Origin of the sequence: Nocardia salmonicida NBRC 13393, assembly GCF_001613085.1 — a bacterium.
Taxonomy (GTDB): Bacteria; Actinomycetota; Actinomycetes; order Mycobacteriales; family Mycobacteriaceae; genus Nocardia; species Nocardia salmonicida.
In genome coordinates this window covers 340,856-356,796 of record NZ_BDBR01000005.1, presented here as the reverse complement: position 1 = coordinate 356,796, position 15,941 = coordinate 340,856, and the positions used below count along the sequence as shown (strand labels likewise).

Below are 15,941 nucleotides of genomic sequence, written 5' to 3'. Positions count from 1 at the left end.
CTGCGTATCCGACGTTTTTACGGCCGCACCCAGGACACCATCAGGTGCGTCAGGCCGACCGGTTGCGTAGATCCTATTCTGTTCCGTCCGGAGGAATTTCGGGCAAGCCTTCGCTGGCCCGCAACTTCTCCGCCATCGATGTGAGCAGATTTTGTGATTCTTCGGACAGATCGAATGCCCTACTCGACAGTCGACGAAGTCCGTAACCCTGCAGCTGCGCGAGCAGCTCCAGGTCGTGATCGATCTTGGCCGCGTAGATATCGTTGAAGAAGTAGTCAGGCTTGACCTTGAAGAACTTCGCCAGGGCGGCCACCGTCTCGTCGGACGGATTCGTTCGTTGTCCCGACCGCAACTGCGAGAGATACGGCTTCGAGATCGGATGCCCGGAGGCAGTCAGCGCAGCCGCAACCTCTGCGTTGGTATGCGGCTTGCGCCCCGGGGGATGCACGGTTTCGAACAGCTTGTTCAGCCGCGCCGCGAAATCAGCCATTGTGAGCCGCCCAATTCCCTTCACTGTACTAACAGTCGTTATCTCGGATACGTATCATTGATATTAGCGGCTCAGTAACTGAAAACCTACGCCTGATTCAGGATTTCTCGACGATTTCCGACGCTCACCTGCGTGCAGGGGCGGCGGCGGACGCGTTTGCGGGTCAGGCCAACGACTCTTACGGAGCGCAGGGGGGCCCGGGTTCGTGCCCGTCGCGGGGCTCTTCAGCCCTCACCGCGCAATAACCCAAAGATAGCTGACATCTCATCATCCCCCTGCCCCCCGTGACTTTGTGGCGTACGACACGTTCCGGGCGCCCTGGGATGAATGTTCAACCTGGGCGCCCGGTTTCGGTATGGGTCAGTCTACAGGCGTTCGATGATGGTCCCGGTCGCCAGCGCGCCGCCGGCGCACATGAGCACCATGGCAGTGCCCTGACCTGTGCGTTCGAGTTCGTGTAACGCGGTTGTGATCAAGCGGGAGCCGGTAGAGCCGACAGGATGCCCGATTGCGATCGCGCCGCCGTTGACATTTACACGGTCCATGTCAGGTTGATGTACGGCAGCCCACGAAAGTGCGACCGACGCGAATGCTTCGTTGATCTCGAATAGATCGATATCGCCAATCGTCATTCCCGAACGCTCGAGTAGGCGGGTGCACGCCTGAACCGGACCGTCGAGATGGAACTCCGGTTCGGCGCCGACGAGAACCTGGGTATGGATCCGGGCGCGCGGGCGCAAACCCTTTCGGCGCGCGACGGTTTCGTCCATCAGCAGCACCGCGGCGGCGCCGTCGGAGATCTGCGACGAGGTACCCGCGGTGTGGATGCCGTCGGCCACGACCGGTTTCAGCGCGGACAGCCCTTCGATGGTGGTGGCGCGCAGACCCTGGTCGCGGGCAACCTCCACCTTCTCCCCGGTGGCCACGCCTTCGCCGTCGAGTACCGGGGCCGAGATCGGCAGCACTTCGCGGTCGTAGCGGCCCTCGGCCCACGCCTTGGCTGCCAATTGCTGTGAGCGCAAGCCGAATCGGTCGATATCGGAGCGGGTGATCCCGCGCCTGCGGGCGATGCGCTCGGCGGCGCCGAACTGGTCGGGCAGATCGATCGACCACGACGCGGGCCGTCGGGTACCTGCCTCGGTGCCCACATTGGCGCCCAGCGGCACCCGGCTCATCGCCTCGACGCCGCACGCGACGCCCACGTCGATAGCGCCGGTGGCGATGAGGCCCGCGATGAGGTGGTTGGCCTGCTGGGCCGAGCCGCACTGGGCGTCGATCGTGGTCGCGCCGGTCTGCCACGGCAGGCCCGCGTGCAGCCAGGCGACGCGGGTGACGTTGTTGGATTGCTCGCCCGCCTGGGTGACGCAGCCGCCGATCACCTGCTCGACCTCAGCCGGGTCGAGACCCGCCCGGTCCAGTAGTCCGCGCTGGGCCAGGCCGAGTAATTCGGCGGCGTGCAGTCCCGAAAGTTGCCCTCGACGTTTGCCGATGGGGGTCCGCACGGCCTCGACGATCACGGGTGTGCCCATGTGATTCTCCCTCATAACTGCAACAGGTTCCGATTTTGAGCTCAGGGTAAAACCGCGAGGTTCTTCCGTCGCGGCGACCGCTATGCTTGAATGATTATAGAACGTGTTTCAGTTTGTCGAAGGAGACATCTGGTGGTAGATCCGAGCACCGAACACGCCGGCCCTGTGACGGGTGCCCGGCCGAACCTGCCGGACGGGTTCGACGTTACCGACCCGGCCATCTACGCCGAGCGGATTCCGGCCGAGGAGTTCGCCGAACTGCGTCGTACGGCCCCGATCTGGTGGAACCCGCAGTCGCCCGAGGTGGGCGGGTTCCATGACGACGGCTTCTGGGTGGTGAGTAAGCACGCCGATGTCAAAGAGGTATCGCGCCGCAGCGATGTGTTCTCGACCTTCGAGAACACCGCGATCCCGCGCTTCAACGACGACATCCAGCGCGAGCAGATCGAACTGCAGCGCTTCGTCCTGTTGAACAAGGACGCCCCCGAGCACACCAAGCTGCGCAAGCTGATCGCCAAGGGCTTCACCCCGCGCGCGATCAACGGCCTGCGCGCCGAACTCTCGGCCCGTGCCGAAGGCATTGTGAAGCGAGCGCTCGAGTCCGGCAGCGGTGACTTCGTCACCCAGGTGGCGTGTGAGCTGCCGCTGCAGGCGATCGCCGAACTGATCGGTGTGCCGCAGGAGGACCGGATGAAGGTCTTCGACTGGTCCAACGACATGACCAGCTACGACGATCCCGACAGCACTGCCGATCCGGTCGCCGCGTCGATGGAGATCCTCGGCTACGCCTACCAGATGGCCGAGGCCAGGAAGGCCGAACCGGCCGACGATCTGGTGACCACGCTGATCCAGGCCGACGTCGACGGCGAGCACCTCACGCCGGAGGAATTCGGCTTCTTCGTGATCGTCCTGGCTGTCGCGGGCAACGAGACGACCCGCAACGCCATCACCCACGGCATGATCGCCTTCATGGAGAACCCCGACCAGTGGGAGTTGTTCAAGAAGGAGCGCCCCGCCACCGCGGCGGACGAGATCATCCGCTGGGCGACCCCGGTCACCTCCTTCCAGCGCACCGCGCTCGAGGACACCGAGTTGGGTGGGGTGCAGATCAAGAAGGGTCAGCGCCTGGTCATGCTGTATCGCTCGGCAAACTTCGATGAAGAGGTTTTCGAGAACCCGGAGAAGTTCGATATCACCCGCGCCGACAACCAGCACCTGGCCTTCGGTGGCACCGGCGCCCACTTCTGCGTCGGCGCGAACCTGGCTCGGCTCGAGGTCGATCTGATCTTCAACGCGATTGCTGATCATCTGCCCGATATCACGCAAATCGGTGATCCGAAACGTCTGCGTTCGGGTTGGCTCAACGGGATCAAGGAGCTTCCGGTCGATTACAAGCCCGCCGGTTGCCCTGTTGCGCACTGAGTCGTCACAGCGAGAACAGCCCGGGACCGAAAGGTCCCGGGCTGTTCTCGTGTTTGCTGCTTCGGCTATACGGGGCGCGTGGTCGCGACCGCGCGGTCCACTTCCCAGAAGGCGCGCAAAGCGGTGATCTTTCCGTCGGCGCGAACCTTGTAGGTGAACACACCCTCGGCGTCGATGACATGGCCCGCCATGGTGGTGCGGATCAGGCCGGTGAAGGCGATTTCATTGCCGCACGCGAAGGAGTCCTCGAAGCGGAATTCGATGGATTCGGTGAGGGCGATGGCCTTGTCCCAGAATGCACCGATGGCCTCGTGGCCGCGGTGGCCCACGCCTTCGGGGTCGAAACCCGAAGGGCCGACGGGGTCTTCGACGATGCCGTCCTCGGCGAACAGCGCGACCCAGGCGGCCCGATCCTTGGCCCGGACAGCGGCCTGGGATGCCAGGCCCGCGGCACGGGCGGAATTCTCGACTACGGTCTCGGTCATGGCGCTACCTTCGCGATGATGGGGTCGGCGATGTACTTCTCGGCGAACTTGCGCATCGAGTCCTGCTTGGCCGCCAGCTCGCCGTCGAACCCGATACCGTCGGCCAGCCAGGGCACCACGATGTTGTCGGTGACGCCCGCGTCGGCCAGATCCTGATAGCCGTCGCGACCGAACTTGTCGATGCAGACGGCCTGGATCTCGAACGGCTCCTCGGACCGGCCGTATTCGGCACGCAGGTCGCCCAGCGTGCCGATGGTGGTGACGAGGTCGTCGAACTTCATCATCGCCGAGGTCCAGCCGTCACCGATGCGCGCGGCCCGGCGCAGTGCCGGACCGGTGTGCCCGCCGATGTAGAACGGCACCCGCTCGCTCGGCGCCGGACTCATCTGCAGCTCGTCGAAATCGAAGAACTCGCCGTGGAATTCGACCATGCCGCCGTCGAGGACGAGCCGGATGACCTCGATCATCTCGTCGACCCTCGCGCCGCGGCGGGCGTACGGAACGCCACACCACTCGAATTCCTCAGGCGCCCAGCCGATTCCGACGCCGAAGCCGAAGCGGTTGCCCGACAGATTGGCGATCGAGCCGACCTGGCGAGCCAGCAGGAGCGGATTGCGCGAGCCGAGCTTGAGGACGTTGGTGTAGAACCGCAGCTTCGTGGTCACCGCGGCCATCGTCGCCGCGGCGATCAGCGGGTCGACCCAGGGAGTCTCCGGGCCCCAGAAGCGGCTGCCGTCCGGGGTGTACGGGTAGTCGGCGGCCTGCGACTTCATATAGAACAGCGAGTCGGGCAGGCCGATGGAGGTGAACCCGCATTCCTCGGCCGTCTTGGCCAGCTCCGCGAGCTGTTCCAGCGGGCTCAGCGCGATACCGACGGTGAACTTCATGCCGGGGGCTCGCTTCCGACGACCCACATCGAGAAGTACTGGGAGCCGCCGCCGTACGCGTGGCCGAGTGCCTTGCGCGCGTTCGACACCTGGTAATCGCCTGCGCGTCCCATCACCTGCTTGGCGGCTTCGGCGAATCGGATCAGGCCCGAGGCGCCGATCGGGTTGGACGAGAGAACGCCGCCCGAGGGATTCACCGGCAGGCGTCCACCGATTTCGGTCTCACCCTTGTCGGTGAGTTTCCAGCCGTCGCCCTCGGCGGCGAAGCCGAGGTTCTCGAGCCACATCGGCTCGAACCAGGAGAACGGCACATAGATCTCGGCGACATCGATCTCTTCCAGGGGATCGGTGATCCCGGCCGACTTCCACAGGGCGGCGGCCGCGTCCCGGCCCGCCTGTGGGTTCACCTGGTCGCGACCGGAGAAGGTGGTCGGCTCGGTCCGCATCGCGGTCGCGTGGACCCAGGCCACCTTCTTGCCTTCGGCTTCGACCACCGCCGCAGCCTCGGCATCGCCGATCACCAGCGCGCACGCGCCGTCGGAGGACGGGCAGGTCTCATCGAAACGGATCGGGTCCCAGAGCATTTGGGATGCCAGGACCGAATCGAGGGTGATGTCGGGCTGATGCAGGTGCGCGAGCGGGTTCTTCGCGCCGTTGCGCCGATCCTTCACCGCCACCATCGCGCCGATGTGCAGTGGCGCGTTCGAGCGACGGATGTAGGAGCGCACGTGCGGGGCGAAGTAGCCGCCCGCGCCCGCGCCGACCGGCATGGTGAACGGCACCGGAATCGACAACGCCCACATGGCATTCGACTCGGACTGCTTCTCCCAGGCGATGGCGAGCACGCGTTTGTGCACGCCGGCCTGTACGAGGTTCGCCGCGACGACGCCGGTGGAGCCGCCGACCGAACCGGCGGTGTGCACGCGCAGCAGCGGTTTGCCCGCCGCGCCGAGTGCCTCAGCGAGATACAGCTCGGGCATCATGACGCCCTCGAACATATCGGGCGCCTTGCCGACGACGACGGCGTCGATATCGGCAATGGTCAGGCCCGCGTCATCGAGTGCGCGATCGATCGCCTCACGGCACATGCCCGCCATGGACACGTCCGTACGTTTTGTCACGTGATGAGTTTGGCCGGTGCCGAGCACCGCCGCGGGGAAGCTCATCGTGCCTCCGATTCGAGAACGGCGACCAGGTTCTGCTGCAGCGCAGGGCCGCTGGTCGCATGAGCGAGAGTCCGGTTGGCAGTGCCGGAGATGATGGCCTCGGCGGCACACCCGATCCGTTCCAGTCCGGCCGAGAACATCGGGTTGGCGGCGAGCGCGCCACCGGAGGTATTCACCGGCGTGCCCGCGGGCAGACCGATCGCCTCGGCCAGGATCAGCTGCTGGTGGCTGAACGGCGCGTGCAGTTCGGCGAGGTCGAAGGTGGTGTTGCCGCCGGTCGCCACCGCGGCGGCCTTGGTGGTGGAGGGGGAGCGGGTCAGGTCGCGGCCACCGAGCGCCTGGGCGTCGATGTTGTGCGCGATTCCGGTGATCCACGCCGGGCGCTCGCACAGTTCCCTGGCCCGGTCGCCGACCGCGAGCACGATCGCGGCGGCGCCGTCGGTGATCGGCGCGATGTCGTGGGCGCGCAGCGGATCGGCCACATACGGCGCGGAAAGCAAGGATTCGATGTCACCGCCGGCGACAGCGGCCATCTCCTGCTCGGTCCACCGGCCGGAATCGAGCCCGGCTCGCGCCTGCAACCCGGCGACCGAAACGGCGTCCGGCCACAGCGGCGCGACCAGATACGGGTCGAGCTGCATGGTCAGAACCTGATGCAGATTACCCGCCGAGGCCTTGCCGAAGCCGTACACGAGCGCCGTCTCGGCCTGGCCGGAACGCAGTTTCACCCACGCCTCGTAGAGGGCCCATGCCGCGTCCATCTCCACATGCGATTCGTTGATCGGCGGCACCGCGCCGATCGCGTCGACCGCGGAGATGAACGAAAAGGCACGACCCGCCATGTAATCCGAGGAGCCGGAGCACCAGAAGTCGATGTCGGTCTTGGTGATGCCGAGGGTCGCGTAGAGCTGCTGGAAGCACGGCACGAGCATCTCGACGCCATTGGTCGTGCCGAAGGTCTCCGGCACATGCGGTGCGTGGGCGAACCCCACCACCGCGATTTCGGGAATGGTCACCGTCGCCTCTCTAGAGGTGGTTCTGGAAGGACTCGTACGGTGCATCGGGCTCACCGCTGGGCTGGAAGTGGTCGATATTGGCCATCGTGTGACCCCACTCCTCACGGGGTTTCCACACCGCCTCGACCCGCATTCCCATCCGCACCTCGCTGGCCTCGCAGCCGAGCACCAGGTGCAGGAACGGAATGTCGGCGCCGTCGAGCAGGATGTAGGCGGCCACATACGGCGGCTTGATCCGCTGGCCGAGGAACGGCACGTTGACGATGCAGAAGGTGGTGACGATGCCCTTGTCCGGCAGCTCGACCAGGTCGTTGGTCGGGGTGCCGTCGGTCGGATTGGCGCCACGCGGCGGGAAGTAGACCCGCCCGCCCGCCTCGGACCGGCCGCCGATGAGCTTGCCCTCGGCGAGGCCGCGCAGGTAGATGCTCTCCTGCGGGGAGGCGGTGTGCTTGTAGTTCAGGTCTACGGGAGTGGTCAGCATGGTGACCAGAGCTTCGGTGTCTTCGGCGGAGATCGCGGTCTGGGTGGTCTCGCCCGGCGCGAAGCAGGCGATGTCCTGGATGCGGCCGGTGCGCTCGTCGGCCCAGCGGGCACTGACCCGCATTCCCGTGCTGAGCTGGCCGGGGTCGGTAACGTCGAGGGCGTGCAGCAGAGCTGTGTCGGCGCCGTCGAGCTGGATCAGCGCCCAGGCGAACGGGCGGTCGAACGGCTGGCCGGGCAATGGCTCCGACACCCACGTCCAGGACGTGACGGTGCCGGTTGCCGCGACCTCGACCAACTCGCCTACCGGCGCGCTGGTGAGTGGATCGTATTCGGGTGGTGGCACGAGTATCCGGCCGTCGCTGCCGCGAGCGCCGAGTATCCGGCGTTCGCGCAGTCCGGTCAGAAATGCGCCGATGATGGGTCCGACGGACCTGGTGTAGTCGAATCGCACCCGAAGGGGTGCACTCAATACTTCCACTGCGGTATTCCCCTGGGTCACGATATCGAGTAGAACAGGTTCTTATTCTGCTCGCAAGGATTCGCCGAAAGGGCGCCGATCATGAAATTCGGACTTCAACTCGGATACTGGGGCGCGCAGCCGCCCGCCAACGCCGGCGAACTGGTGATCGCGGCCGAGGAATCGGGGTTCGACGCGGTGTTCGCGGCTGAGTCCTGGGGCTCGGACGCCTTCACTCCGCTGGCCTGGTGGGGGTCGTCCACCGAGCGCGTGCGCCTCGGTACATCGGTGGCGCAGATGTCGGCCCGCACTCCCGCGGCGGCCGCGATGCACGCGCTCACGCTCGACCACCTCAGCGGCGGCCGGGCCATCCTCGGCCTCGGCGTCTCCGGTCCACAGGTGGTGGAGGGCTGGTACGGGCAGCCGTTCGCCCAGCCGCTGAAACGCACGCGTGAGTACGTCGACATCGTGCGCAAGGTGCTGGCCCGCGAGGCGCCGGTGACCTCGGAGGGCAAGCACTACGGCCTCCCGTACGGGGGCCCAGGCGCCACCGGGCTCGGCAAACCGCTCAAGCCGATCGTGCACCCGCTGCGCGCTGATCTGCCCATCTGGCTGGGCGCGGAGGGCCCGAAGAACGTCGCCCAGACCGCCGAGATCGCCGATGGCTGGTTGGCGATCTACTACGCCCCGCGCCTGGCGGGCATGTACAACGAGTGGCTCGACGAGGGCTTCGCGCGTGCGGGCGCGCGCCGTTCGCGGGCCGATTTCGAGATCGCGGCCAGCGCGCAGGTGGTGATCACCGACGATCCGGCGGCCGAGATCGAGCGGATGCGCTGGGTGAGCGCGCTCTACATCGGCGGCATGGGCGCTCCCGAGCTGAACTTCCACGCCCAGGTGTACAAGCGGATGGGCTACGGCGCCGAGGTCGACGAGATCTCCGCGCTGTTCCAAGCGGGACGCAAGGCCGAGGCCGCCGCGGCGGTGCCCGACGAGCTGATCACCGACACCGCGATCTTCGGCGACGAGGCCCACGTGCGCACCCGGCTGAAGGAATGGGAGGACGCGGGCGTGACGATGATGCTTGTCTCGGTGTCGGATGCCGAACAAATGCGTCGGCTCCAACCCCTTGTCACCATGTAGAACACGTTCTAAATTCGAAGGGTGAGCAGCCAGCAGACAACGGAAGTCCTCGGACTGTGGAATATCGCCGAGGCCGATCCTGAACGGATCGCCCTCGTCGACCCGGACGGTAGGGAGATCAGCTATCGAGAATTGGCCACCCTCGCCAACCGCTACGCCAACGGACTACGCGGCATCGGATTGCGCACCGGCGACGTCGTGGTCAGCATGCTGCACAACGGGGTCGAGGCGATCGCCGCGTACTTCGCCGCCTACCAGGCCGGTTTCTACATCGTCGCGGTGAACTGGCACCTCACCGCGCCGGAGATCGCCTACATCCTCGGCGACAGCGAGGCATCGGCATTCCTGGCCAGCGAAAGGTTCGCAGACACCGCGGCCGAAGCGGCCGACCTCGCGGAACTCTCCGCCGAAGCCCGCTTCTCGGCGGGCACGATCGCCGGGTTCCGGCCGGTAACGTGGCTCGGGGCCGCCGACACCGGTCGTCCGGACGAGCGCTCCATCGGCGCGCCGATGCTCTACACCTCGGGCACCACCGGTCGGCCCAAGGGCGTTCGCCGCCCGCTGACCGGCGCGGATCCCGATGTCGTTCCCGCGGCGAACCAGGCCTACTTCAGTCTGTTCGGCCTCGGTCCCTACGACGATCACGTGCACATCTGCGGTTCGCCGCTCTATCACACGGCCGTGCTGAACAACTCGACGATCTCGATCCAGATGGGGCACAAGCTCGTTCTGATGGATCGCTGGGACGCCGAGGGCATGCTCGCGCTGATCGAGAAGTACAAGGTCACCCACAGTCACATGGTGCCCACGCAGTTCAACCGGCTGCTGGCCCTGCCCGACGAGGTGCGGGCCCGCTACGACATGTCCTCGCTGCGCAGCATGATCCACGGTGCGGCGCCGTGCCCGCCCGACACCAAGCGACGCATGCTCGAGTGGTGGGGACCGGTCGTCACCGAGTACTACGCCGCGACCGAGGGCGGCGGCACGGTGATCACCGGCGCCGAGTGGCTGGAAAAGCCGGGCTCGGTGGGCAAGGCGTGGCCGTGGTCGGTGGTGAAGGTGCTCGACGAGCAGGACGGCACCGAACTGCCCGCGGGCAAAGAGGGCCTGATCTACATGAAGATGGGCGCATCCAGCTTCGAATACCACAAGGCCAAGGAGAAGACCGAGGAGTCGCGCGTCGGTGAGATGTTCACCGTCGGCGACATCGGCTACTTCGATGAGGACGGCTACCTGTTCCTCTGTGATCGGCGTTCGGACCTGATTCTCTCGGGCGGGGTGAACATCTACCCTGCCGAGATCGAGGGCGTGCTGATGAGCCACCCGAAGATCGCCGATGTGGCGGTACTCGGTGTGCCCGACCCGGATTGGGGTCAGCAGGTGAAGGCGTTCGTGCAGCCGGTGCCCGGCACCGAGGGCAGCGACGAACTCAGCGCCGACATCCTGGAATTCGCCGCCGGTCAGCTCGCGAAGTACAAGCTGCCCCGCACGGTGGAATACCGTGCGGAGCTGCCCCGCGATCCCAACGGAAAGCTGTACAAGCGCCGCCTGCTGTGAAAACCGTTCTCGCTCAGACGGGCTCGCGCCACTCCGGCTCGAGCCCGAAGAGTGGGAACAGGCGCTGGGTGTCGAGGAAGAAGTTGAGGCCGGCGATGGTGTTGCCCTCCAGCTCGAGCACCGTGATCGACCACGGCACCCAGACGCCGGGCTCCTCGCTCGGCTTGTAATGGCCGAAGGCGGGCGAGCCGTTGGCGCCGACCAGCGGCACCATCCGCGAATCGCGGCACGCGCTGCCCGTACTGAGCATGAACGCGGCCACGTTCTCCGGGCCCGAGATCCAGAGGTCGAACGGCGGCATCGACAGCGCCACATCGGCTTTGAGCAGCGTGGTGAGCGTGTCCATGTCGTAGGCCTCGAACGCGGTGACGAAATCGTCGACCAGTTTGCGCTGATCGGGATCGGTCTCGTCGAAACTGTCGGTCACGGTGGGCTGCACCTTCGACATGGTGGCCCTGGCCCGCTGTAGCGCGCTGTTCACCGACGCGGGCGACATCATCAGCGCTTCGGCGGTCTCACCCGCGGAGAAGCGCAGCACTTCGCGCATGATCAGGATCGCGCGCTGAGTGGCGGGCAGGTGCTGGCAGGCCGCGACGAAGGCGAGGCGCAGGGTGTCTCTGGTGGAGGCGTGGTCGGCCGGGTCGGCGCCGAAGGCGAGCGCGTTCGGAATCGGCTCGATCCACACGTAATCGGGCTGTGGCATGGGCAGCGGCGAATCCGGGCGGCCCGGCCCGTTGAGATCCATCGGTCTGGCACGACTCTGTGGACGGTCGAGCATGTCCAGGCAGATATTGGTGGCGATCTTGTACAGCCACGAGCGCAGACTCGCGCGGCCCTCGAAGGAATCGTAGGAGCGCCAGGCTCGGGTGAAGGTTTCCTGCACCGCGTCCTCGGCCTCGAACGAGGAGCCGAGCATGCGATAGGCGTAGGCGCACAACTCGCGCCGATGCGTCTCGAATTCGGCGAGTACAGCGGGATCAGGCCCGGTGGTGGCGGTTGCGGCGTCGCTCATAGTTTCACGATGCCACAGGGGTCCGACAGCCGACAGAGCCGAAAACGGACTATCCCGATTCCGCGAACTTTGTGTGGATGCGATGAATCCGGACCAGCCGACGCGTCTACATGAACGAGACCGCAACGACGCCTCGAAAGGCTGATCCCATGAGCAACAAGATGATCTTCATCAACCTCCCCGTCGCCGACCTCGACCGTTCTAAGGGCTTCTATGAGGCGCTGGGCTGGAAGGTCAACGAGGATTTCACCGATCAGAACGCGTCGTGCATCGTGATCGACGACAACATCTGCCTGATGCTGCTGACAAAGCCGTTCTTCTCGACCTTCAGCTCACGTCCGATCGCCGACACCATCAACACCGCCGCCGCGGGGTACGCGCTGTCGCTGGCCAGTGCCGAGGAGGTCGACGTGCTGACCGACGCCGCCGTCGCGGCGGGCGCCACTGAGGAGACCAATGAGGACAAGCGAGCGCAGGAGGCCCAGGTCGGCATGCACGGTCGCACCTTCATCGACCCCGACGGCCACCAGTGGGAGCCGTTCTACATGGACTACCCGGGCGCGTGAGCACCCCAGCCGACCAGGGCGCGGGGCCTCGAGCCCGGCGCCCTGGTGGCGTTCAGGAACCGGTGAAGTTCGGCTTGCGCTTCTCGGCGAAGGCTCGCGGGCCTTCCTTGGCGTCGGCTGATCTGAACACCTCGATGCCGATCTTCGCCTCGATGGGGAACGCCTCGTTCTCCGGCATGGCCTCGGTTTCGCGCAGGGTGCGCAGCATCGCCTGGACGGCGAGCGGGCCGTTGTCGGCGATCTGGCCTGCCAGCGACAAGGCCTTGTCGAGGGCGGTTCCGTCGGGGACCACATGGCCGATCAGGCCGATGTCCTTGGCCTCGGCAGCGGTGATGTGCCGACCGGTCAGCAGCAGATCAGCGGCCACCGTGTACGGGATCTGCCGGGCCAGCCGCACCGCGGAACCACCCAGCGGGAACAGGCCCCAACGGGCCTCGGAGACGCCGAACTTGGCGCTTTCCCCAGCCACGCGCAGATCGGTGCCCTGCAGGATCTCGGTGCCACCGGCAATGGCAGGGCCCTCGACCGCCGCGATCAGCGGCTTGGCCAGTCGCCGCCCCTTCAGCAGTGCGGGGAGGTAGGCCGGGTCCCAGCTGCCGCTGGAGGCGGTGTCTCCCGGATGCTGCGAGCTCATCGCCTTCAGGTCCATCCCCGCGCAGAAGGCCCCGCCCGCACCGGTGAGAATCGCGACGCGGATGTCGGGATCGCTGTCCACCTGGTCCCAGGCGTCGCGCATGATCGCCATCATCTCGCCGGAGAGGGCGTTGCGCGCCTCGGGGCGGTTCATGGTGACGATGAGGACATGGTCGCGTTTCTCGACCAGGCAGTGGGCCATTTTCGTACTCCTGACAAGTTGAGTCTTGTCAGAAACAGTAACACGTTCTATTTTTGTCCTTGTGAGCTACAACATAGCCGATCTCGTCGAACATGCCGTCGACTTGATGCCCGACCGGATCGTGCTGGTCGGCGAACATCGAGAGTCGACCTACGCCGAACTAGAGGAGCGGGCCAACAAACTGGCCCACTACCTGCTGGAACAGGGTGTGCGTCCCGGCGACAAAGTCGGAATCTATTCCAGGAACACCGTCGAGGCCGTCGAGGCGATGGTGGCCGTCTTCAAGGCGCGGGCGGTGATGATCAATGTCAACTTCCGCTATGTCGAGAACGAGTTACTGCACATCTTCGACAACTCCGACATGGTGGCGCTGATCCACGAGCGCCGCTACACCGACAAGGTGGCGGCGGTGCGGGACAAGGTGCCCGCCCTGAAGACGGTGATCGTCGTCGACGACGGCACCGAGGGCCCCACCGGCGCGGACACCGTGGAGTACGAAGTGGCGTTGGCCGGTTCGTCGGGTGAACGCGACTTCGAGGAGCGCTCGCCCGACGACATCTACATGCTCTACACCGGCGGCACCACAGGGCTGCCCAAGGGCGTGATGTGGCGGCACGAGGACGTCTGGCGGGTGCTCGGCGCGGGCATCAACTTCGTCACCGGCGAGTACACCAAGGACGAGTGGGAGCTGGCCAAGATCGGCGCGGAGAACCCGCAGATGGTGCGCTTCCCGATCCCGCCGATGATCCACGGCGGCTCGCAGTGGGCCACCTTCCACAGCCTGTTCGGCGGCGGCAAGGCCGTGATGATCCCGGAGTTCAGCGGGCACGGTGTCTGGCAGGCCGTCGACAAGCACGGCATCAACCTGATCTTCATCACCGGTGACGCGATGGCCCGCCCGATGCTCGACGCGCTCGCCGAAGGCAACCCGGAAACCGGTGAGCCCTACGATCTTTCGACCCTGTATGTGCTGGCCAGCAGCGCGGCGCTGTTCTCGCCCTCGCTCAAGGACAAGTTCCTCGAGGTGCTGCCCAACCGGATGATCTCCGACTCCATCGGCTCCTCGGAGACCGGCTTCGGCGGGCTCTCCCTGGTCGCCAAGGGCGCCACCCACACCGGTGGCCCTCGGGTGAAGATCGACGCGGCCACCCAGGTACTCGACGAGGAAGGCAATCCGGTGGAGCCGGGTTCCGGTGTCGTCGGCCTGCTGGCGCGCAGCGGGCACATCCCGCTCGGCTACTACAAGGACGAGGTCAAGTCGGCCGCGACGTTCAAGGAGTTCAACGGGGTCCGCTTCGCGATCCCAGGTGACTACGCGCGCGTCGAGGAGGACGGCTCGGTCACCATGCTCGGCCGCGGTTCGGTGAGCATCAACAGCGGTGGCGAGAAGATCTACCCCGAAGAGGTGGAGGGCGCCCTCAAGGCGCACCCCGACATCTTCGACGCGCTGGTGGTCGGTGTCGAGGACGCCCGCTGGGGCCAACGGGTCGTCGCCGTCGTCCAGTGTCGCGGTGAGAACCGCCCCACCCTGGCCGACCTGAAACCGGTACTGGCGCAGGAGATCGCGTCGTACAAGCAGCCACGCAGCCTGTGGTTCGTCGACGAGATCAAGCGCTCGCCCGCGGGCAAGCCGGACTACCGCTGGGCCAAGTCACAGACGGATGAGCGGCCTGCCGACGAGCACGCGGAGGCAGGCTCGGCCTGACGCCGAGTGATGGAAGTCGTGGCCCGTCCAGCGTTTTCGCTGGGCGGGCCATTTTCGCGTTCGGCGGTGAACAGGGCGCGGTCGGTCGCCGGAATCCAGCATCCGAGGGCGGCATCGCGGTTGTACGTACCGCGCACGTGGTCGATGAGATGAGCGAGTTCGGGGTGGCGGTTGGCCGTTTTCCACAGCAGGGCGAAGGGATAGGCGGGGACCGGATCGGTGATCGGAATCTGGCGGCTGTCCGGGTGCCACGGCGTGCTGGTCGCCTCGCCGATGAAGGTGGCCAGGGTGCGGGAGGCGGTGACCTGCTCGACGATGCGCGCCATCGGCACGGCTCTGGGACCGGTCTCGACGCGGATGCCACTGAAACGGCTGAGCTGGTTGTAGAAGTCGGCCCACTCGGAGTGCACGGCAGCGCCGGGAACCCAAGCGGTGAAAGGGCGCAGGTCGGCGAGCGTCACGTGGGTTCGAGTGGCGAGTGGGTGGTCCTTACCGACCAGCAGCCGCAGTGGTTCGAGGTAAGCCGGGATAGCGGTGATGTCACTCGGCAGCGGCGCTGCGGCCCAGTGCGCCCTGGCGAAGGCGGCGTCGACCTTGCCCTCGACCACGGCATTGCGTGGAGTAATGGTCGCGATGACTGTCTCGACGTCGGCAGCTTGTCGATGGCTGCGATAGAACCGCATCACCTCGGCGTCGGCTATCCGGTCGCCGTGCACAGCGACCCGCAACGGCGTGCGCACCGCCCGTATCGCCGCATCGGTGGAAGCCAGAATAGCCCTGGCGTGCGGGAGGAAACGCAGCCCGATGGGCGTGAGCACGGCCCCGGTCGGCGTCCGCTCGAACAGGGTCGTCCGCAGTTGCGCCTCGATCTTGGCGACGCGTTTGGAGACCGACTGCTGGCTGATGCCGAGTAGGTCGGCGGCATAGCTGAACTGACCTTCCTCCGCCACGGCAACGATTGTGCGCACGGCAGCGAGATCGAGATCCATGTCCACCTCCATGTACAGGCCTCGGGTGTGCACCGGGGCGCGATGGTTGTTCGACCTACCACCATGCCGCGGGTTGGAATGCAGCGCGATCCGGTCGTAAACACCTTGGCCACCGAGGTATCGAGGGTAGGCGCACCGGCGAGACAGTCGACAGCGTAAGGCGGTTCCCGGTGGGCGATTCAGCTTCCTTCGTGCATCTGCA

Annotated in this window: 15 protein-coding genes; 5 read left to right on the top strand and 10 right to left on the bottom strand. The window is 66.1% G+C overall.

The genetic code is table 11. The features are described from left to right. Positions 1–73: 73 nt before the first annotated feature. Both NS1_RS07265 and NS1_RS07260 read right to left on the bottom strand, forming a co-directional pair. A complete protein-coding gene (locus tag NS1_RS07265; RefSeq protein ID WP_019044759.1) occupies positions 74–490 on the bottom strand; it encodes a helix-turn-helix domain-containing protein in 417 nt (138 codons plus the stop codon). A gap of 365 nt (positions 491–855) precedes the next feature. Then, positions 856–2,019 (bottom strand): steroid 3-ketoacyl-CoA thiolase, encoded by a 1,164-nt coding sequence (locus NS1_RS07260; RefSeq protein WP_062982750.1) that lies wholly within the window; start codon positions 2,017–2,019, stop codon positions 856–858. Positions 2,020–2,151: 132 nt separating this feature from the next. Between NS1_RS07260 and NS1_RS07255 the strand changes: the two genes are divergently transcribed. After that, positions 2,152–3,441, top strand: coding sequence for a cytochrome P450 (locus NS1_RS07255; protein WP_303752906.1), 1,290 nt, complete (start codon positions 2,152–2,154; stop codon positions 3,439–3,441). A gap of 65 nt (positions 3,442–3,506) precedes the next feature. Here NS1_RS07255 and NS1_RS07250 read toward each other — a convergent pair whose 3' ends face one another. From NS1_RS07250 to NS1_RS07230, 5 genes are read right to left on the bottom strand one after another with little or no spacing between them, the layout of a single operon-like run. Then, entirely contained in the window at positions 3,507–3,926 is a 420-nt protein-coding gene (locus NS1_RS07250) for a nuclear transport factor 2 family protein (protein WP_056818869.1), read from the bottom strand. Then, positions 3,923–4,813, bottom strand: a complete 891-nt coding sequence (locus NS1_RS07245) for a TIGR03619 family F420-dependent LLM class oxidoreductase (RefSeq protein ID WP_056818867.1) — start codon at positions 4,811–4,813, stop codon at positions 3,923–3,925. Before NS1_RS07245 ends, NS1_RS07250 begins: the two co-directional genes overlap by 4 nt. Continuing rightward, on the bottom strand, positions 4,810–5,979 hold the full coding sequence (locus NS1_RS07240; protein WP_056818865.1) for a thiolase family protein: 1,170 nt from the start codon (positions 5,977–5,979) through the stop codon (positions 4,810–4,812). The genes NS1_RS07245 and NS1_RS07240 overlap by 4 nt, the downstream gene beginning before the upstream one ends. Beyond that, positions 5,976–6,989, bottom strand: coding sequence for a thiolase family protein (locus NS1_RS07235; RefSeq protein WP_062982887.1), 1,014 nt, complete (start codon positions 6,987–6,989; stop codon positions 5,976–5,978). The genes NS1_RS07240 and NS1_RS07235 overlap by 4 nt, the downstream gene beginning before the upstream one ends. Before the next feature lie 16 nt (positions 6,990–7,005). Beyond that, complete coding sequence (locus NS1_RS07230) at positions 7,006–7,977, bottom strand: Zn-ribbon domain-containing OB-fold protein (RefSeq protein ID WP_056818863.1); 972 nt, start codon at positions 7,975–7,977, stop codon at positions 7,006–7,008. Between the two features lie 60 nt (positions 7,978–8,037). On the opposite strand from NS1_RS07230, the gene NS1_RS07225 reads away from it, so the two are divergent. Next, complete coding sequence (locus tag NS1_RS07225; RefSeq protein WP_062982748.1) at positions 8,038–9,075, top strand: LLM class F420-dependent oxidoreductase; 1,038 nt, start codon at positions 8,038–8,040, stop codon at positions 9,073–9,075. Positions 9,076–9,096: 21 nt separating this feature from the next. Continuing rightward, on the top strand, positions 9,097–10,632 hold the full coding sequence (locus NS1_RS07220) for an acyl-CoA synthetase (RefSeq protein WP_062982746.1): 1,536 nt from the start codon (positions 9,097–9,099) through the stop codon (positions 10,630–10,632). Between the two features lie 13 nt (positions 10,633–10,645). Here NS1_RS07220 and NS1_RS07215 read toward each other — a convergent pair whose 3' ends face one another. Then, the gene (locus NS1_RS07215) at positions 10,646–11,644 is read right to left on the bottom strand and encodes a sigma-70 family RNA polymerase sigma factor (protein WP_062982743.1); all 999 of its coding nucleotides are present in this window, start codon (positions 11,642–11,644) and stop codon (positions 10,646–10,648) included. Positions 11,645–11,793: 149 nt separating this feature from the next. On the opposite strand from NS1_RS07215, the gene NS1_RS07210 reads away from it, so the two are divergent. Next, a complete protein-coding gene (locus tag NS1_RS07210) occupies positions 11,794–12,210 on the top strand; it encodes a VOC family protein (protein ID WP_062982741.1) in 417 nt (138 codons plus the stop codon). Between the two features lie 52 nt (positions 12,211–12,262). On the opposite strand, the gene NS1_RS07205 is transcribed toward NS1_RS07210, so the two are convergent. Then, positions 12,263–13,045: a crotonase/enoyl-CoA hydratase family protein gene (locus tag NS1_RS07205; protein ID WP_062982739.1), complete on the bottom strand. Its 783-nt coding sequence runs from the start codon at positions 13,043–13,045 to the stop codon at positions 12,263–12,265. 61 nt (positions 13,046–13,106) lie between these two features. Between NS1_RS07205 and NS1_RS07200 the strand changes: the two genes are divergently transcribed. Then, on the top strand, positions 13,107–14,750 hold the full coding sequence (locus NS1_RS07200; protein ID WP_062982737.1) for an acyl-CoA synthetase: 1,644 nt from the start codon (positions 13,107–13,109) through the stop codon (positions 14,748–14,750). On the opposite strand, the gene NS1_RS07195 is transcribed toward NS1_RS07200, so the two are convergent. Continuing rightward, positions 14,681–15,739 carry a LysR family transcriptional regulator gene (locus NS1_RS07195; RefSeq protein ID WP_255284448.1) on the bottom strand — a complete coding sequence of 353 codons (1,059 nt, stop codon included), beginning with the start codon at positions 15,737–15,739 and terminating at the stop codon, positions 14,681–14,683. The two genes, NS1_RS07200 and NS1_RS07195, sit on opposite strands and share 70 nt — an antisense overlap. Between the last annotated feature and the right edge of the window lie 202 nt (positions 15,740–15,941).